This window comes from Aquiflexum sp. TKW24L (assembly GCF_023502205.1).
In the GTDB taxonomy this organism is placed as follows: domain Bacteria; phylum Bacteroidota; class Bacteroidia; order Cytophagales; family Cyclobacteriaceae; genus Cognataquiflexum.
In genome coordinates this window covers 43,692-61,886 of the sequence record NZ_JAMFLG010000008.1, presented here as the reverse complement: position 1 = coordinate 61,886, position 18,195 = coordinate 43,692, and the positions used below count along the sequence as shown (strand labels likewise).

Genomic DNA, 18,195 nt, shown 5'->3' with positions numbered 1-18,195 from the left:
GCAAAGTATGAAAAGGAATTTCAAAATATTTGGACTCTGCTTGATGGTTGCCTGGATGGCTTTGAATCAGGCACAGGCACAGCAGCTGCCCCAATTCAGCCAATATATTTTCAATGGCTTACATATCAATCCCGGATATGCCGGATACAAAAATCAGGGATATATCCAGAGTACTTATAGAAATCAGTGGGTCAATCTAGAAGGAGCACCACGCACTTTCACCATCACCGCAGACCTGAGCGCCAATGAGGGAATGATGGGTTTTGGAGTATCAATGCTTTCGGATCAGATCGGACCTACAAGAACGACCACAGGATTATTAACTTATTCCTATAGGATCCAAACTGGCAAAGAATCATATCTGGCCTTAGGTGCAAGTGCAGGAGTCTCTGAATACCAATTGAACGGGGACATGCTCAATCCGATAGATCAGGATGATGTAGAAATCCCAGCCGGAATAAACAACTTATTCAGTCCCAATATGAATGTGGGTTTGTTTTTTCACAAAACCAGATTTTATGCTGGACTGAGTGCTTTCAATATGATTGGAAAGAAATCGATGGAAAGAGAAGATATCTCTCTTTCTCTCCATGACCTGCATTTCTTCCTGACAGCAGGGGCCATGCTCCCAATCACAGATGCGGTTGAATTCAAACCTTCATTCCTTATCAAAGAAGTAAAGGGTTCTCCAACAAATGTTGACCTTAACGGCATGTTCCTGTTTTATGACAGACTTTGGTTAGGTGCTTCCTATCGGACCAATATGCATATCTGGAATGATAATCTAGAAAGTGAAATCAGCAGAAGAAATGCAATGGCTTTCATTATAGAAGTTTTTGCCACTGATAAAGTTCGATTTGGATATGCTTATGATCAATCCCTAAATGCGCTTCAAAATTCCAGAAATAATTCTCATGAGTTTTCTGTAGGATTTTATTTATCTCCAAGAAAAGTCACAATGAATAATCCAAGATGGTTCTGATCATGAGAAATATACTTTACACTCTTTTATTCCTTGTAATTTCTTTAACCTTTTCGAATCCATCTTTTGCACAAAACAGACTTTTAAAGTATGCTGACAAGCAGAATGAACTTGAAAACTTTCAACACGCTGCAGAAATTTACGGACAAGCTTATGAGCGAAATCCAAAAATAGCTACCGCTAGAAAAGCTGCAGAAGCTTTTAGCCTAGTCCAAGATTATGAAAAGTCATTCGAGTGGTGGGAAAAAGTAATTACAAATGAAGAAGCCCAGAGATCAGATTATGCCCAATACCTTACAGCGGCGATGAAAGTTGGAAGAGGGGATCAAATAGATGAAATGCTGAAAGGCTCCTCATTTGATGAAGATGATTTTCCTGAACTTGATTTTGACTTGATCAGATCCATGACCACTAAAGAAGCCCATGTCAAGTTGGTTCTTGCCAAAGGAATCAATTCAGTCGGATCTGATTATGGATTGGAAGAAGACAAAATCGGAAATCAATATTTTTCAAGCGATAGGGGAAATGTCACGCCCACAGACAAAAAAGGAATCAGGCTAGATGCCAAAAGCAACCTTTACAGCACTGAAAAAAGTAGCTTCAATGACAGATCGTTTTTTGGAATCTACAAATTTGATAAAGATAGCACACTTTCCGCATTGGTACCTGACCTTCCGGATGCCCTTCACGTGAGTGATCCAAGTCTGATGGAAAGCCAAAACCTGATATTCTATTCTGTTTTTAGAGATGTAAATAAGATTAAAGGCAGCAGGGAATATTCCCTTAATTCAGAGATTTTCTACAGCAAAATCGGTGCTGATGGATCTTTATCCGAGACCAAGGCTTTCCCAATCAATAGCATAACTGAGTACGGTGTCATGAATCCTTTTGTAGACGAAGAAAACAAAAGAATTTACTTTGCTTCAGACAAACCTGGAGGAATGGGAGGGTTTGACATCTATTATGTCAGCTACGATGGGAATATGAATTTTGGGGAACCTGTCAACCTCGGCGACAAAATCAACACTTCCAAAAATGAAAGATACCCATCTGTTAATGGATCTACTTTCTACTTCTCATCCACCGGTCACCCGGGCTTAGGGGGAATGGATGTCTTCAAAGCAGATTTTTTAGGTTCAGTTTTCAATAACATACAAAACATGGGGCTTCCTTACAATTCCGCACGCGATGATTTTGGATACCTAGTCACCAAAGATGGAAAAAGGTACCTGAGCTCGGATAGAACTGGTGGAATGGGATTGGATGACATTTACTTGATTGAAGATCTATTCAAAAAACTCATCGCAAGAGTGATCGATTGTGATGATTATATTATCAGCGAGGAATTTACTTCCACTCTAACAGAACAAGAAGGCATGGATTTGATTCCCAATGTTAGGAACGACAAAGGAGAACTTTTGGCAGATCTTAAACCCGAAAGTAATTTTAACCTTAAAATCAGTAAAAAAGGATATTTTAGCATTTATGACAGTACACTTTCTACCAAAGGTCTTCAAGATGATGTTTTGGAAAGAGAATATAAACTTGTCAGAATTCCCTATAATTTGCCTGTCTTGGTTGATATTGTTTATTATGATTTGGACAAAGCAAAAATTAGAAATGACGCCGAACCGGTCTTAAATAAAATTGCTGAATTGATGACAAAATATGATTTTCTCGATTTAGCAGTGGGTTCTCATACCGATGCGCGGGCATCTGTTGAATACAATAGGCTTTTGAGTGGGAAAAGGGCATCAGCAGTCAAAGACTATCTTGCAAATTTTGGTATCCCGGAAAATAGGGTGAAAATCGATTGGTTTGGAAAGGAAAATCTGGCTAACGATTGCGGTGATAATGTTCCTTGTCCTGAGACAAAACATCAACTGAACAGGCGAAGTGAATTGGTTTTGGAGGCCTTCTCGGACACTAACAAAGAATATGATTTGCCGGCTTCGCTATTTGGAAAAGACCTTTGTGATGAGTCATCTCTTTTTGAGCAAATCCAAAACGAGATGAATTCTATCCCTGCTGTGTATTTTGATTTTGACAAATCAACGATCAGGGCAGTCCATGAGAAGGATTTGGAGAGGGTAACATTGGTGATGAAAAAATTGAAAAATCTTCAGCTTTACCTTTCTGGTCACACTGACCAAAGGGGAAATGAAGATTATAACCTCAAATTAGCAGAAAGAAGAGCCAAAGCGGTGATGGAATACCTTGTGCAACGAGGCGTGGATGCAAACAGAATAGAATACCAATGGTTTGGAAAATCATTGCCCATCAATGATTGCGGAACAATTCCATGTACTGAAAATATGCACCAACTGAATAGAAGAACAGAGCTTCGGTTGAAGTGAAAATAATTAAAGACTTTATTTTTTAAACTTGCGAGATAGATAAGTAAAAATGGCCTCCTTCTGGGAGGTCCTTTTTTTTTCATTCAATTCAACTAAGGTTAATAGACGAAGAAAATCTTGGCCGGGTTTTTCGCTCCACCAACATTTTATCAAGAGTGTGAATCCTAATACCCAGAAAGGCCAGGTACATTTGCATTAGGTAGATTGCCTCAATATTAACCCCCGATTTTGAAGGCCGATGGGATTTGTTTTTTACAAAAAGTTAGCCAAAGGTGATGTCGGCTGTCCATAAAAAAAGACCAAGAATTTTACTTCTTGGTCTTCAATTATTCAATCGAAACTCGGATTAAGGATTTACCTTGGCTACCATCTTTTGGTCGGCATTCACATAAGGTATAGCTGCAATCTGTCGCATGCTTTCAGCTTTTACCTGATCAAAAGCCATCCTGTTTTCCTGAGATATTGGCTCGGAAGGTGGGATTTTTTCCTTCAACCAATCTTCCTGCTTTCCGTTTTTCCAAAATCTAAAGCAAAGATGTGGACCTGTGGCCAAACCTGTACTTCCTACATATCCGATCACTTGACCTTGCTTTACTCTTGACCCTGTTATCATTCCCTTCGCAATTTTGGACATGTGAAGGTATTGGGTGGTGTAGGTGCCGTTGTGTTTGATTTTAACAAAGTTGCCATTTGCACTTGTGTACCTAGCTTCTACGACAGTTCCGTCACCGACAGACCTGATTTCTGTTCCGGTCGGGGCTGCGTAATCTGTACCAAGGTGGGCTTTGTATCTTTTTTGGACCGGGTGAAACCGGTTCAAATTATATCTTGAACTTATTCTGGAATATTTCAAAGGGTCTCTCAAAAATGCTTTTTTGAAACTGTTACCATCCTGATCAAAAAACGTTCTTTCGCCATTTTGCTCAAAAGGGATGGCGTGGTAAGGAACTCCCATATGCTCAAAATAGGCAACTTCGATGTCTCCTAGACCAATCACATTACCTTCGACTACTTTTTCGGAATAAGAAACTTTGAATTTATCGCCTTTTTGAAGTCTTTGAAAATCCACTGCCCAACCATACAAATCAGCAAATTGGTCAATCAGGTCAGGACCGATTCCAATCTCAGTCATGTTTACATAAAGATTGCTGCTGATTGTCCCGCCGATTTCAACCTTCCGGATTTCAACAGGCCTTTCTTCTTTATATACCTCTCCCTCGTCTAATTTGAAAACGACAAATTCCGCAGGATTAGGTTCGTAAATGAAAAACTGGGCTAGAGTAGAATCTTTGGATGTCAGAACAGTGAATTTTTTGTTGAATGCAATTTTCTTGACATCAAAAATATCTTTTGACTTTCGGGCTAATTCGTCTATGATTTGATAAGGAACATTGAAAGGTGCAAGGATAGTGGATAAGGTTTGGTTTTTTCCAACTACGCCTTCCACAACATCCAATTCATTCACATTGATACCGTAAAGGATTTGGTCTTCTTTCTTTTCTTCGACGAATTCAATTTCTTCTTCGATAGCGTTAAATTCATTCTGTTCTTTTTGATTATAATAAAATATGCTGCTAAAAATCAGCAACCCAGAGATTGTAAAAGTTAATTTTTTATTCATGATAGAGGGGGTGAAATATTCTGTTATTCCAAAGGAATTTAAATTTGGGTCAAAATCCAAATTATTTACAACTTTTCAAGTCATAATTAATATTCAAACCTATACTATCAACGGGAAGTACAATTTGGTATTTCATATAAATGACATTTTTTTGTTTCCATCCAGCTGGATATTGTAGAAATTCTAACCAAAAGCTCACTTTATTGCCAAAAAAAAAGTTTTGGCCAAACTTTTTCGCTGATTAAGAATTGTCCCCAAGCTTTGTTTATCTTTGTCCACTTCAAAAAATACCATCATTATCATGCTGAGAACACATACTTGCGGAGAATTAAGGATACAAGATGTCCATCAAAAAGTAAGTCTTTCGGGCTGGGTGCAAAGGGTCAGGAATAAAGGAGGCTTAATATGGGTAGACTTAAGAGACAGATATGGTGTTACCCAATTGATTTTTGAAGAAGGCTCTTCTGACAAATCATTGCTTGAAAAAGCAGCCTCTTTAGGAAGGGAATTTGTCGTTTTGGCAAAAGGAACTGTGTTGGAGAGAACTTCCAAAAATGACAAAATGCCTACCGGGGATATCGAAATCAAGGTGGAATTACTCGAGATTTTGAATCCATCTAAAGTTCCTCCTTTTATCATCGAGGATGAAACAGATGGAGGTGATGAATTGAGAATGAAATACAGATACCTAGACCTTCGCAGAAATGTGGTCAGGGAAAAGCTTCAACTCCGTCACCGCATGATGCAGGAGACAAGGAAATATATGGATGCGCAGGATTTCATTGAGGTGGAGACACCTGTTTTGATCAAATCCACTCCCGAAGGTGCTCGTGATTTTGTGGTTCCCAGCCGCGTCAATCCGGGAGAATTTTATGCATTGCCGCAATCTCCACAGACTTTCAAGCAACTGTTGATGGTCAGTGGTTTTGACAGGTATTTTCAGATTGTCAAATGTTTCAGAGACGAGGATTTGCGGGCAGACAGACAGCCTGAGTTTACACAGATTGACTGCGAAATGTCTTTCGTAAGTCAGGAAGATATCCTGAATACTTTTGAAGGTTTGACCAAGCATCTTTTTGCCAATGTCAAAGGAGTGGAATTGGAAGAAGTCAAAAGAATGACGTATGCCGAAGCCATGAGTGGCTATGGCAATGACAAACCTGATTTGAGGTTTGACATGAAATTTGCCGAACTCAATGACGTCGCTCAGGGAAAAGGATTTTCCATTTTTGATCAGGCAGAACTTATAATCGGAATCTGTGCTAAAGGCGCGGGGGAATATACAAGAAAGCAACTTGATGAATTGACCAATTGGGTAAAGAGACCACAGATCGGGGCCAAAGGATTGGTATATGTCAAATGCAACGAAGATGGGACTTTCAAGTCAACTGTAGATAAATTCTATTCCAATGAAGATTTGAAATCTTGGGCTGAAAAGATGGGAGCAGAGGCCGGAGACCTGATTTTGGTTTTGAGTGGGGACGCAAAATCCACCAGAAAACAAATGTCAGAACTCAGGCTGAAAATGGGAGAAGAACTCGGACTGAGGGATCGAAACGTATTCAAGCCGCTTTGGGTAGTTGACTTTCCTTTGCTCGAATGGGATGAGGAGACAAATAGATTTCATGCCATGCACCATCCATTTACTTCTCCAAAGAAAGAAGATATTCCACTTTTGGAAACCGATCCGGGTGCAGTCCGGGCAAATGCCTATGACCTCGTCATCAATGGTGTCGAAATCGGTGGCGGGTCAATCCGAATCCATGACAGGTCGACTCAGCAACTGATGTTCAAGCATCTTGGATTTTCGGATGCCGAAGCACAGAAGCAGTTTGGGTTTTTGATGGAAGCATTTGAATTTGGTGCGCCGCCACATGGTGGGATTGCCTTTGGATTTGACAGGCTTTGTGCCATTTTTGGTGGATCTGATTCGATCAGGGATTATATCGCCTTCCCAAAAAACAACTCCGGTAGGGATGTCATGATCGATACGCCAAGCACGATATCTGATGAACAGCTGACAGAACTCTCTATCAAGGTCGCCTTGGCTGAGAAAAAATAAAACTCAAAAAATCCCGGTTGAAAGATTGGGATTTTTCTTTTGGGGTAATTTGCGCAGTAGGGTTATCAACGATTACAATCATCTAAGATTTTGTAGTAGTATCCCTTCCTTTTTCAGAGGTCCAATATTTCTACCTTTGTGAAAATGCAAAACCTAATAAAGCATGAACTTCACCATATCATTTCAGGAAAGGGCCAAGTTAGGTTTGGAACAACTATCCAATCAGTCTCCAGTTACCTCGGAGATGGCACGCCTTCAGGCCCAAAAACTGAAATCCCAAAGCAGGTCCGGGAACAGGAGACAGAAAAACTAGAAAGGTTCATTTTTGAAAAAGACCTTTGGATTCCAAAGATTGATTTTTCCAGGTTTGTAAGTCAGGGTGCTGAATAGAGGATATTTTTACAAGATTCTGAATATGTCCTAAAGTTAAATGACGGAATCTATTTCAGTTCTTGGAAAGATTACTTTACCAACTTACTGCTCCATAATTTTTTCTTTCCGGATACTGCTTATGATTTAATCGGTTTTACCAAAGAAAGCCAAAGACTTTACGCAGTTGTCAAACAGTCATATGTTTCAATCACTGAAAATACTGATTTAGAAAAGGTAAAAATTTTTATGGAATCCAATGATTTTGTTTGTATCCGTAATAACGATTACTTTAATCCCAAATTGGGAATCATATTTGGAGGATTTGCATGATGAAAATGTTTTGACCAGAAATGGTGTCTTATATTTTATTGATACAGTCTTTTATTTAGATGAAGGATTTTGGTTTGAAAAATAAACATCATAATGGCTTTAGTCTGACTTAGCTGGACATAAGTAAAATTACCGTAAAAAGAGCGGAATTTTTATTTTTAAAATAAACTGGGTATCGGCAAAAACAGGTGGCTGGATGAAGGAATTAATTTTGACTTCTCCTGCTTTAAACCCCCATTTTAAAGGAATCTAATACCCATTTGTCCTTCTTTTTTTCCATTCACAATTTAACCTACTAACCGCTTAAACTTTTCTACTTACTCCAATGTCTAAGCTGAGATAATAATTTTATTTCCCATGAAGATTTCTACTTTCAAAATATTTTTCATTTGCTTGTTTTTTGTCTATTCCTTTGACTCCCAAGCCCAAAGACCGCAAGGAAGAACACAGGACCTCATCCTGAAAGGCCGAGTCATAGAAGGTGCCACTAAGGAACCGATGATCGGCGCCAATGTAGTAATCAAAACGGTAACGGACTCTGTGTTGGTAAATACAGTCACCGGGGCAGATGGGACTTTTGAGATTAGCCGTCCAAGAATCCCCTCTGTTCTTATCGAGGTTACATTTTTAGGGTTTGTTAAAATCAGCAAAACCCACAACAGAAGTGATGGTTTGGATTTGGGAACCTTGGTCTTAATTGAAGATAGCAAGCTGCTTGGTGAAGTAGTGATAGAAGGACAGGTAGTCGTGGGTGAAGTAAAAGGGGACACGACATCATTCAATGCCAATGCTTTTAGGACAAGGGAAAATGCAGATGCCGAAGAACTTGTCAGAAAACTTCCCGGTGTGACCATTCAAAATGGGGAGATTCAGGCAAAAGGAGAACAGGTTCAAAAGGTTTTGGTGGATGGAAGGGAGTTTTTTGGTAATGATCCATTTATGGCTTTGAGAAATCTACCCGCTGATGTGATCGATAGGGTGGAGATCTTGGACCAAAGATCAGACCAATCGAGGTTGACGGGATTTGATGATGGTAATTATTCACGTACCATCAATATCGTAACCAGACCGGACAAAAATACAAGACAGTTTGGGAGATTGTATGCAGGGGCAGGTACGCAGGAAAGGTACGCAGCAGGAGGAAATTTTAATTATTTCAAAGGCGCTAAAAGAATTTCCCTCATCGGTTTATTCAATAATATCAACCAGCAAAATTTTTCCTCCCAAGATCTTGTAGGTGTGAGTAGTGCAGGTCAAGGAGGCGGTGGTAATCGGGGTGGCGGCGGTCGTCCAGGTGGTCAAGGTTGGGGTGGTGGAAACAACAACTTCCTCGTAGGACAAGATCAGGGAATCATTACCACAAACAGTGTTGGTTTAAATTACAGTGACAAATTCGGCAAAAAAATCAACTTTACCGGAAGCTATTTCTTCAATTCCACCAAAAATAATTTATTCAAATTGACCAATAGGGAAATCATCTTGTCCGAAACTACGAGGCAATTTTATGAAGAAAGTTTACTCAATACCATTAAAAATAACAACCACCGGGTCAATGGCAGGATAGAATACGACATCAATCCCAAAAATGCCATTATTATTACACCATCCCTCAATTTCCAAAGTAACAATACCTATAATGACCGTGACGGGCTCAACCTTTCCGGATCTTTAGACCCATTGAGTAGTGCAAAAACAATATCCGATGCCACTACCGATGGCTATAATCTCGCAAATAATTTTGTATACAGATACAAATTTGACAAGCAGGGTAGAACGATTTCTACCACGGTTTTCACTGCTTGGACCAAAAGAGATCAATATTCCGACCTTGTTGCTGCAAATCGGGATTTTATCAGAGATATCCGGGATACCATCAACCAAGAAACCTTCGGGCTTTCGGATGGATTCAATTATAGAGCGACTTTACAATATACCGAGCCTGTGACAGAAAAATCATTGTTGACAATGTCCTACCAAGTTGGAAATAACAAAACCACCTCAGATCAGAAAACTTTCAGCTTGGTGCCTGAAGGCGGCATTATGGTTCTTGATACCGCTTTGAGTAATCAATTTAACAACAAATTTATAGTCCAAAGACCAAGCATCGGATACAGCTACAACCTCAAGTCTTGGAATATCAACGCCAATCTCGACTACCAATATGCTGTGCAGGACAATGAAAGCTTTTTTCCAAGAGAAGAACTTTTCAACCGCTCTTTCAGCAATTTTCTTCCCGGTCTGAATGCCAATTACCGAAACCAACAAAAAGGAACTTCATTCAGGTTGAGGTACAGGACCAACACCCAAGAACCAAGTGTCAACCAGCTCCAAAATGTCATCAACAACCAAAACCCCTTGCAGCTTTCGGTCGGTAATCCTAACCTTGGTCAGTCCTTCAGTCATAATGCCTTCATCAATTATTCCAAAATCAACATTGCCAAATCAAAAACCTTCTTCACTTTCCTTTCTTTGAACCTGACAGAAGACTTTATCGGTACCAATACTTTTGTGGCGCAGACAGACACTTTGATCAACAACCAAGTCCTCTTAAAACCAGGCGGGCAGATTAGCCGTCCAGAGAATTTTTCAGGCAACTTCAGGTCCCGATTGTTTGTCACTTATGGTACTCCGATCAAAAGCTGGAAATCACAGTTCAACCTGAATTCATCAGTTTCCTACAACAGAACTCCGGGTATGATCAATGGACAGAAAAATGCAAATGACAATATTGATTTGAGTCAAGGTTTGACCCTGACAAGTAACATAAGCAAGGACTTGGATTTTTCTATTTCGACTACAGGAATTTATACCATTGTCAACAGTAGTCTGCAATCAAATCTTGATCAGAATTATTATATCCAGACATCTAATTTCAGATTCTACTATTCTCCCAATAAAGGAAAAATGTTCATTTCCAATGTCCTTAACAATTCACTATACAGAGGACTTTCCCCAACATTGGACCAGTCAGTATGGCTTTGGAATATTGAAGCCGGATACAGATTTATGAAAGACAACAAAGCGGAATTGAAAATGACGGTGTTTGATTTACTCAATCAAAACAATGCGATCGGCAGGACAGTCTCAGATGTATCGATCGAGGATACCTTTACTAGGGTTTTAACTAGATATGGTCTGATCACGTTTTCTTATATTATTGGAAACTTCAAACCTCAAGCCGCAAGTCCTGAACAAGGAAGGCCAGGTGGTGGCGGAGGAAGGACTTGGTAAAAACAAAAAAGAGACCCTATCACCGGTCTCTTTTTCTTTTTAGTAAATACCCTTCAAGCGCAGATTAAAGCGATGTTTTCAATTTTTTGAAAAGATTCGTTGATTTATTGGAAAACAGGCAAAATGAGAAGATGATCCTTCAGGATTTTGCCTTTCAAAAAAAGTGCATTTCCCGTCATTTATTTTAGATTTGTGGCTCTGAAAATTGAACAGGACATGCATCAGGAAAAAATAGAAGCCATCAAATCCGCCATCTCTGTGGCCGAAGCGGGCAACGAGGAGGAGTTGGAGGCTTACAGGATGAAATTCATCAGCAAGAAAAGTGTGGTTGGGGAGCTTTTTGCCGAAATGAGGAATATTCCAAATGACCAGAAAAAGGAGTACGGGCAATTGGTCAATGAAGTCAAGCAATTGGCTGATGAGAAATTTCAGGAGCTGATCTATCAGGTGAATCAAGCCAAGAAACAAACCAAATCCTTTGATCAGGACTTGACTTTACCTGCCACCAAAATCGCGGCAGGAGGAATCCATCCCTTGACAGCTACGAGACAGCGGATCATCGAGATATTCGAAAGAATCGGATTTAACCTTTCCGAAGGTCCTGAGATAGAAGACGATTGGCATAATTTCACGGCATTGAATTTTCCTGAAAACCATCCGGCAAGGGAAATGCAGGACACATTTTTCTTGGAAAAAAATCCTGACGTGGCTTTGAGAACCCATACTTCATCGGTGCAGGTGCGTGTCATGGAAAACCAAAAGCCACCTATCAGGACACTTTCTCCGGGAAGGGTTTACAGGAACGAGGCGATTTCTGCGCGCGCTCACTGTATTTTCCATCAGGTGGAAGGATTGTATGTGGATGAAAATGTAGGATTCGCTGACCTGAAAAATACCCTTTACCATTTTGCCAAAGAGATGTTTGGCAAGGAAACAAAAGTCAGGTTTAGACCATCCTTTTTTCCATTTACAGAACCCAGTGCGGAGATTGATATCAGCTGTCTGATATGCGGGGGAAAAGGCTGTAATGTCTGTAAAGGTACCGGTTGGGTGGAAATCGGCGGTTCGGGAATGGTCGATCCCAATGTTTTGGAAAATTGTGGTATAGATTCCAAAAAATATACAGGTTTTGCCTTTGGAATGGGAATTGAAAGAATTGCGATGCTCAAATATCAGATCAAAGACCTCAGGTTATTTACTGAAAATGATGTACGGTTTCTCCGGCAATTTCGACCAATGCTTTAAACAAAGCGCTTTTCGGGAAACCGGGAAGCGCTTTTTAATTGGATAAAATCCTAGCTGATTCCAAGTATTCAGCTGCTTCTTTGATCAGGTTTGGATTTTTTCCTGCGCCATTTCCAATGACCACGACATCTGCTCCAGATTCAAAGGCAGTTTTGATTTTCTCAATTGTATTGAGTCCCCCCCCTACAAAAATTGGTGATTTTATCTTTTTCTTTATAGCCTTAATAATTTCCGGAGATACAGGATTAGGAGCGCCGCTGCCAGCATCCAGATAGAAATATTGCAATCCCAAAAAATGGCCTGCCAAAGCCGTCGCAACGGCCAATTCGGGATGATGATTAGGCAGAGGAATCGTCTGACTGATATAATGGACGCTTGTCGTCTGACCGCCATCTACCAACATGTAACCAGTTGGTAACACTTCTACTTTACTTTTATCCAAGATAGGAGCAATATTAACATGCTGTCCGATCAATAAATCAGGATTTCTCCCCGAAATCAAAGAAAGAAATAAGATCGCATCTGCAAGAGGAGAAAATTGAAGTGAGTTTCCAGGAAAAATAATTACAGGAATTTCTTCTGTGATTGACTTAATAAATTTAATGATGTCACCAATTGTATTCTGCTGAATCAGACTGCCTCCCAAAAAGAAAAAATCTATTTTCAGCTCTACAGCTTCCAGAAGCTGATTTTCAAAAAAAGATTGAGACTGAATATCATCTGGATCGATAAGCCATGCGATTCCTTTTCGGCCTGATTGGGTCAATTCCCACAGTTTCAGGCCTACATTATTTTGCATCCTCTTCAGATTTGTTTTTTGGTTCGTTCAATCTATTTAATAATTGCTCCCGACCAAAATTGACAGCAATTGGAAGCAAAATTGTACCAAGCCTGCCGAGCAGACCGATTTTATTCTTTTTTGTAATCCTATCTCTGATATCTTGATCAAGAAGCCCCTCTTTTTCCAAAGTTTCAAGGACTTTTTTTGTCTTTGTGTTCTTTTTATTGCCAAAGACCCTGTAGGCAACAAAAGCCACGACAGCACCTGCCAAAGCTACACCTCCGACCTTTATCAATCCTTCTGATTCTTTCTTGGCAAAACTTAATTGCATATGCAGAGTCTGCTCAAGTTCTTGTGCTTTTTGTACCAATTCCTTATTCATTGTCTATTTTCTTTTTAGGTCTGAAAAAAAACGCATTGATAATGCTTTGAAAGCCTCTTCCCATAGTCATTGAATCTTTCAAGAAATATAGTAGTACTAACACCAAAAGGTAAATCAAGGCAACATATAAAAAACCTTGTGAAGTGGATTGTACTAGTGAACTTAAATAAAACGCTAATGCAAAACTGGCAAAAATAAGTATCAGGGTAGAAACTGCTCCCATTAGGACAAGTAATAATATTCGTGTCAGAACATTAGAAATCTGCTCGTTTATTTCGTCTTTTACAAGCTTTATTCTTACTTCAATAAGTTGCTTGACAGTGTGTATGATTTCAGAAACATTCAACATAATTGATAATTTAGGAAGCTCAGATTGATTATTAATTCTTTACAATATACGTTAAAAAGACCGTTTCAGAAACTTTCAGAAGGTTCGGATAACTCACTTTCTTCATAATATTTGAACCTTAAAACTGCTTCCAAGGCCTTTTGTATCGCTTTGTTGATGGGCATTTGGTCAGTTGTCAATTGAAAATCAATATTATAAAGTCGTGAATAAGCATCACTGCTCAAAGGTACAGGCATGCCCTCATTGACTGCAATAGAAGCGGATTTAAAATTCTCTGCTTTGGCTTCTTTAATTTTCTTACAGGTGATGATTTCCTTTTGGGAATCTCTGTTTTTCCTTGCTGAGGAACCAAAAAGCCTACAAATCATTCCCCTATTTTGATAATCAGAACAAAACCCCATAGAAGCATCCGCTGAGGTCACTTTGTAAATAATACAATAATCTTGCCCGTTCTTGGATTCCAAGAGCTCCAATGCCTTTTCAGCTTTTCCTTTTTCATATAAATCAAAAGCCAAAGGAAGAAATTCCAGAACGGACGCACTCACTTTGGGATTGGAACAACAAAACCCGCATCCTGAAAGACAGCCAAGTTGACTTGAATCTATAAAAACTTTGATCTCGGCATCGAGTTCTTCAAATACCATTCTCACTTCCTGCGATTTTTTTTGAAGATTCATGTTCGATATTAATAGCCCTGCGAAAGTAAAAAGAGTTCTGTATCAAAACAATTCATCTCTATGAATCCATAATTAGTGTGTGCCTCTTCATTTATCCGATCTGTCTTTCCGTTACAATCCATTAAATCCTATATTGGAATTCCATTCTCATAAATTACCCAAGGAACCATAACAAGAAAATAATGAGCAGTAGATTTGATAATTTTGAAGAAAAAAGGGAAGAAAAAATCCGTAAAGCCTTTACAGAACGAGACTGGAACGAGATCAAGAGTGCAGACTCTTGGGCAATTTTTAAAGTTATCGCGGAGTTTGTCGAAGGGTTTGAGAAACTCTCCAAAATAGGGCCTTGTGTTTCTGTTTTCGGTTCGGCAAGAACTGCTTCTGATGACCCTCACTACATCATGGCCGAAGAAATCTCCGCCAAACTCGTGCGTCACGGTTATGGCGTCATTACAGGAGGCGGTCCAGGTATCATGGAAGCAGCCAATAAAGGGGCAAATTCCGAAAACGGAAAGTCCGTTGGTCTTTGCATCAAGTTACCTTTTGAAGCCAAGGGTAACATATATATCGATCCTGATAAAATGATCATGTTTGATTATTTCTTTGTCAGAAAGGTCATGTTTACAAAATATTCCCAAGGATTTGTCGTACTTCCCGGAGGGTTTGGAACCTTAGATGAACTTTTTGAAGCGTTCACCTTGATACAAACTATCAAGATAGGCCGTTTTCCGATTGTACTGGTAGGAAAAGCATTTTGGGAAGGGCTGATCGAATGGATCAAAAACACCCCACTTCAGAAATACAATTATATCAGCAAGGAAGACCTAGACCTGTTTTACCTTGTAGATGATGCTTCGGAGGCTGTCAGGGTCATCGATGAATTTTACAGTAAATATTTGCTCACCCCCAATTATTGATTTTGAGACGCTACCACCTATTTATTATCTATGGCCTGATCTTGGGACTTCTTGTCTGGAATCTTTTCCTTCAGTTTGAAAAAAAGACTGAAACCCAAAACAGTGAAGAAGTCCTCGTCCAGTCAGCGGATGGCGAGCAATTTAGGATCAGTATTCCTGAGGCAAAACTCAAAATTTTTGACATCCCCCAAAAAGTAACCTTCGCGGATGAGCCTGTCCCCATGGATCAGACCGATGTATTGGAAAGGTTTGAAAGAGAGATTTATGTCAACGCGTATTGGGAATCAAATATGATTCTTTTGATGAAAAGAGCAGGTAAATTCCTGCCAACCATTGAGAAAATCCTTCAGCAACAAGGCATCCCGGATGATTTCAAATACTTGGCAATGGCCGAGTCAGGATTGATGAATGTAACCTCACCAGCGGGAGCAAAGGGTTTTTGGCAAATCATGCCCGGAACGGCCAAAGATTTTAAATTGGAAGTCAATGATGATATCGACGAAAGATACCACCTTGAAAAATCCACTTTGGTTGCGTGTAAGTACCTGAAATCCTCTTTTGCAAAATTTGGAAACTGGACCTCTGTAGCTGCAAGTTACAATATCGGTATCGCAGGCATCAGAAAAAGAAAAGAAGAACAAAACCAAAGCAGTTATTATAATCTCTACCTCGTAGAGGAGACAAGCAGGTATCTTTTTAGGATCCTGGCATTTAAAGAAATTTTTGAGAATCCAGGCAAATATGGGCTTGAACTGACCGAGAAGGACCTTTATAAACAACCACTTTTTCGGGAATTAAAAGTAAACCAGTCTATAAGCAGCCTTGCCAATTGGGCCATTCAGCACAACAGTAATTATAAAGAATTAAAACTCCACAATCCCTGGCTCAGGTCTCAGCGACTTAAAATCAAAAAGGATCAGGATTACATCATTAAGTTGCCCGTAAACTAAATTATTGTAAAAATTCGGGTTTTGAATGTTATTTTTCAATAACTTAACTCAGTTTTATACCCCCAAAATGAAAAAACTGTTAATTATTCTGAGTGTTCTGATAGTTATTGGGTTTATAGGTTTTTTAAGCCTACCAATTCTGATCAATAAGTATTTGAACAGCAATGCTGACAGGCTGATTTCTAACATGATTACTCGGACAAGCAGGTTTGGGGAACATGAAGTAACGTTTGGGGAGATCGTGTTGAATTACGATTATTCAGGTACTTATCTCAAAATTAGAAATATCCGTGTCACCCCTTCAGAAAGCCTAGGAAAAGACAGGATCAAAGTCAACCTGACTGTAGACCATGTTGACCTGACCGGTTTCAAATGGTTTCCTTTTTTATTCCGAAATACGATTACAGTTGATTCGGCATTATTGGACAATATCAACATTGTTTCCTCCACCCCTCCATGGGATTCGCTATTCAATGAACCTAAAAAGCAAAAGAATAAAAATGGAAAAGACTATGACCTGATCGAAGTCAAAAACTTTAAGTTGAATGACCTTTCTGTGGAAATCAAAAATAATGTTTATGACTCCGTGAGAATTGCTATGGTAAACATGGATATCAATGCCAAAGAATTTAGATTGACTAAAGACAATCTTGACAACCCGAATTCGCTTTTTGATGTCGAAATGATCCATGGAAGTATCGAAAAAGCGCAAATCCATTTTGACCAATTTCGTCAATACACGTTGGTGGAGGACATTGATTTTGATACCCAAACAAAGAGAATGACCATTGGTTCTATTGGACTTCACAACAAAATGGACAGATATGCCTACACAGCCCTTTTTGAAGGCCGCCAAAGCTGGATTGACATCAGCAAAGCTAAAATGGAACTTAGCGGAGTCAATTTTGGGAGTTATCTTCAAAAGGGTATTGTAGAAGTAGATACCCTGAAATCCGATGGGCTTCAGCTAGAACTTTTTATGGATAAAAGGAAAAAAGAGGATCTCCAAAAACGTCCCCAAATGATTAATAAAACCATGGATAATCTCAAGCAGATCATCCATATTGAACACTTATTCATCAATAATTCTTATATCAAAATCGAAGAAAGGCCTGACAATGCGTCTCCAAAGTCAGGGTTTATATTTTTCTCAGATATCAATGCCCATGTCACCAATGTATCCAATTATATAGAAAGAAGAGGAAAAAATCGCACACTTGAGCTGGACCTTACGGCCAAACTGATGGGCGAAGGTCCGCTTACTGCCATTGTCAAATTTGACTTGGAAAACCCAGATGGGCAATTTACCCTGAAAGGAACCCTTGGAAAACTCAACCTCAAGTCATTGAACACCATGATAGAACCTGAAGCTAAAGTTGGGCTGAAATCCGGAACCGTCAGCAGGATGGATTTCAATATCCTAGCTAATGAATATGATGGATCAGGTGAATTGATCTTTAGGTATGAGAACCTTGAAGTGGAATTGCTAAACAAAGATTTCGAAGCAGACGAAAATGTGTTGAGGAAAATAGGCGCATTTTTAGCCAATAGAATCGTCATCAAATCTAATAATCCCGGCAAAAATGGAGAGCTGAAAAAAGGAAATGTGTACTTCATCAGAGAAAAACACAAATCCATGTTTGCTTATTGGTGGAAGTTGATTTTTTCAGGAATGAAATCCACCGTTACAGGTGAAAGTATGGAAGAAATGAAAAAGAAAGCTTTGGAAAAAAACAATGCAGCTACTTCATCCACAAGCAAATCAGCAAGTTCTAATGTTGAAAAAAATGAATCTTCGAAAGAAGCAAAAAAACACGAGAGAGAGGAGAAAAAGCAAGTGAGAAAGAACCAAAGGGAGGAAAAAAGTGCTGCTAAAAAGGATACTACCGATTGAAATTGAGAATTCCGATCTTATTTAAGAACCGCTTTTTGCACGCGC

The 18,195-nt window shown here is 39.3% G+C and carries 16 protein-coding genes; 11 read left to right on the top strand and 5 right to left on the bottom strand.

Annotated elements, in window-relative coordinates:
• Positions 1-7 precede the first annotated feature (7 nt).
• On the top strand, positions 8-982 hold the full coding sequence (locus M3O96_RS07420) for a PorP/SprF family type IX secretion system membrane protein (protein ID WP_249719697.1): 975 nt from the start codon (positions 8-10) through the stop codon (positions 980-982).
• Between the two features lie 2 nt (positions 983-984).
• Entirely contained in the window at positions 985-3,339 is a 2,355-nt protein-coding gene (locus M3O96_RS07415; protein ID WP_249719696.1) for an OmpA family protein, read from the top strand.
• Between the two features lie 346 nt (positions 3,340-3,685).
• Here M3O96_RS07415 and M3O96_RS07410 read toward each other — a convergent pair whose 3' ends face one another.
• Positions 3,686-4,960, bottom strand: a complete 1,275-nt coding sequence (locus M3O96_RS07410) for a M23 family metallopeptidase (RefSeq protein WP_249719695.1) — start codon at positions 4,958-4,960, stop codon at positions 3,686-3,688.
• Between the two features lie 301 nt (positions 4,961-5,261).
• Here M3O96_RS07410 and aspS point away from each other — a divergent pair, with 301 nt between their 5' ends.
• The 6 genes from aspS to pheS all read left to right on the top strand — a co-directional run bounded on the left by aspS (position 5,262) and on the right by pheS (position 12,200).
• Positions 5,262-7,022, top strand: coding sequence for an aspartate--tRNA ligase (aspS, locus tag M3O96_RS07405; RefSeq protein WP_249719694.1), 1,761 nt, complete (start codon positions 5,262-5,264; stop codon positions 7,020-7,022).
• Positions 7,023-7,166: 144 nt separating this feature from the next.
• Positions 7,167-7,412: a hypothetical protein gene (locus M3O96_RS07400; protein ID WP_249719693.1), complete on the top strand. Its 246-nt coding sequence runs from the start codon at positions 7,167-7,169 to the stop codon at positions 7,410-7,412.
• Between the two features lie 3 nt (positions 7,413-7,415).
• The gene (locus M3O96_RS22195) at positions 7,416-7,724 is read left to right on the top strand and encodes a putative polyvalent protein kinase domain-containing protein (protein ID WP_502798904.1); all 309 of its coding nucleotides are present in this window, start codon (positions 7,416-7,418) and stop codon (positions 7,722-7,724) included.
• On the top strand, positions 7,651-7,809 hold the full coding sequence (locus M3O96_RS22190) for a putative polyvalent protein kinase domain-containing protein (protein WP_502798903.1): 159 nt from the start codon (positions 7,651-7,653) through the stop codon (positions 7,807-7,809). The genes M3O96_RS22195 and M3O96_RS22190 overlap by 74 nt, the downstream gene beginning before the upstream one ends.
• Positions 7,810-8,081: 272 nt before the next feature.
• Positions 8,082-10,955, top strand: coding sequence for an outer membrane beta-barrel protein (locus M3O96_RS07395; protein ID WP_249719692.1), 2,874 nt, complete (start codon positions 8,082-8,084; stop codon positions 10,953-10,955).
• Positions 10,956-11,171: 216 nt separating this feature from the next.
• A complete protein-coding gene (gene pheS, locus M3O96_RS07390) occupies positions 11,172-12,200 on the top strand; it encodes a phenylalanine--tRNA ligase subunit alpha (protein WP_249719798.1) in 1,029 nt (342 codons plus the stop codon).
• A gap of 34 nt (positions 12,201-12,234) precedes the next feature.
• On the opposite strand, the gene M3O96_RS07385 is transcribed toward pheS, so the two are convergent.
• From M3O96_RS07385 to M3O96_RS07370, 4 genes are all read right to left on the bottom strand, one after another.
• Positions 12,235-12,999, bottom strand: coding sequence for a phosphoglycerol geranylgeranyltransferase (locus tag M3O96_RS07385; RefSeq protein ID WP_249719691.1), 765 nt, complete (start codon positions 12,997-12,999; stop codon positions 12,235-12,237).
• Positions 12,989-13,363 carry a hypothetical protein gene (locus tag M3O96_RS07380; RefSeq protein WP_249719690.1) on the bottom strand — a complete coding sequence of 125 codons (375 nt, stop codon included), beginning with the start codon at positions 13,361-13,363 and terminating at the stop codon, positions 12,989-12,991. Before M3O96_RS07380 ends, M3O96_RS07385 begins: the two co-directional genes overlap by 11 nt.
• Positions 13,356-13,712 carry a phage holin family protein gene (locus tag M3O96_RS07375; RefSeq protein ID WP_249719689.1) on the bottom strand — a complete coding sequence of 119 codons (357 nt, stop codon included), beginning with the start codon at positions 13,710-13,712 and terminating at the stop codon, positions 13,356-13,358. The genes M3O96_RS07380 and M3O96_RS07375 overlap by 8 nt, the downstream gene beginning before the upstream one ends.
• Before the next feature lie 65 nt (positions 13,713-13,777).
• Positions 13,778-14,389, bottom strand: a complete 612-nt coding sequence (locus M3O96_RS07370; RefSeq protein WP_249719688.1) for a YkgJ family cysteine cluster protein — start codon at positions 14,387-14,389, stop codon at positions 13,778-13,780.
• A 182-nt stretch (positions 14,390-14,571) separates the two neighbouring features.
• On the opposite strand from M3O96_RS07370, the gene M3O96_RS07365 reads away from it, so the two are divergent.
• The 3 genes from M3O96_RS07365 to M3O96_RS07355 all read left to right on the top strand — a co-directional run bounded on the left by M3O96_RS07365 (position 14,572) and on the right by M3O96_RS07355 (position 18,150).
• Positions 14,572-15,306: an LOG family protein gene (locus M3O96_RS07365; protein WP_249719687.1), complete on the top strand. Its 735-nt coding sequence runs from the start codon at positions 14,572-14,574 to the stop codon at positions 15,304-15,306.
• Between the two features lie 2 nt (positions 15,307-15,308).
• The gene (locus M3O96_RS07360; protein ID WP_249719686.1) at positions 15,309-16,256 is read left to right on the top strand and encodes a lytic transglycosylase domain-containing protein; all 948 of its coding nucleotides are present in this window, start codon (positions 15,309-15,311) and stop codon (positions 16,254-16,256) included.
• Between the two features lie 67 nt (positions 16,257-16,323).
• Positions 16,324-18,150: an AsmA family protein gene (locus M3O96_RS07355; protein WP_249719685.1), complete on the top strand. Its 1,827-nt coding sequence runs from the start codon at positions 16,324-16,326 to the stop codon at positions 18,148-18,150.
• Positions 18,151-18,195: the final 45 nt, after the last annotated feature.

Coding starts and splice junctions, on each gene's coding strand:
- M3O96_RS07415 (WP_249719696.1), top strand. CDS start 985: ATGAGAAATATACTTTACACTCTTTTATTCCTTGTAATTTCTTTAACC.
- M3O96_RS22190 (WP_502798903.1), top strand. CDS start 7,651: ATGATTTTGTTTGTATCCGTAATAACGATTACTTTAATCCCAAATTGG.
- M3O96_RS07370 (WP_249719688.1), bottom strand. CDS start 14,389: ATGAATCTTCAAAAAAAATCGCAGGAAGTGAGAATGGTATTTGAAGAA.
- M3O96_RS07400 (WP_249719693.1), top strand. CDS start 7,167: ATGCAAAACCTAATAAAGCATGAACTTCACCATATCATTTCAGGAAAG.
- M3O96_RS07365 (WP_249719687.1), top strand. CDS start 14,572: ATGAGCAGTAGATTTGATAATTTTGAAGAAAAAAGGGAAGAAAAAATC.
- M3O96_RS07375 (WP_249719689.1), bottom strand. CDS start 13,712: ATGTTGAATGTTTCTGAAATCATACACACTGTCAAGCAACTTATTGAA.
- M3O96_RS07385 (WP_249719691.1), bottom strand. CDS start 12,999: ATGCAAAATAATGTAGGCCTGAAACTGTGGGAATTGACCCAATCAGGC.
- M3O96_RS07380 (WP_249719690.1), bottom strand. CDS start 13,363: ATGAATAAGGAATTGGTACAAAAAGCACAAGAACTTGAGCAGACTCTG.
- pheS (WP_249719798.1), top strand. CDS start 11,172: ATGCATCAGGAAAAAATAGAAGCCATCAAATCCGCCATCTCTGTGGCC.
- M3O96_RS07420 (WP_249719697.1), top strand. CDS start 8: ATGAAAAGGAATTTCAAAATATTTGGACTCTGCTTGATGGTTGCCTGG.
- M3O96_RS07410 (WP_249719695.1), bottom strand. CDS start 4,960: ATGAATAAAAAATTAACTTTTACAATCTCTGGGTTGCTGATTTTTAGC.
- M3O96_RS07355 (WP_249719685.1), top strand. CDS start 16,324: ATGAAAAAACTGTTAATTATTCTGAGTGTTCTGATAGTTATTGGGTTT.
- aspS (WP_249719694.1), top strand. CDS start 5,262: ATGCTGAGAACACATACTTGCGGAGAATTAAGGATACAAGATGTCCAT.
- M3O96_RS07395 (WP_249719692.1), top strand. CDS start 8,082: ATGAAGATTTCTACTTTCAAAATATTTTTCATTTGCTTGTTTTTTGTC.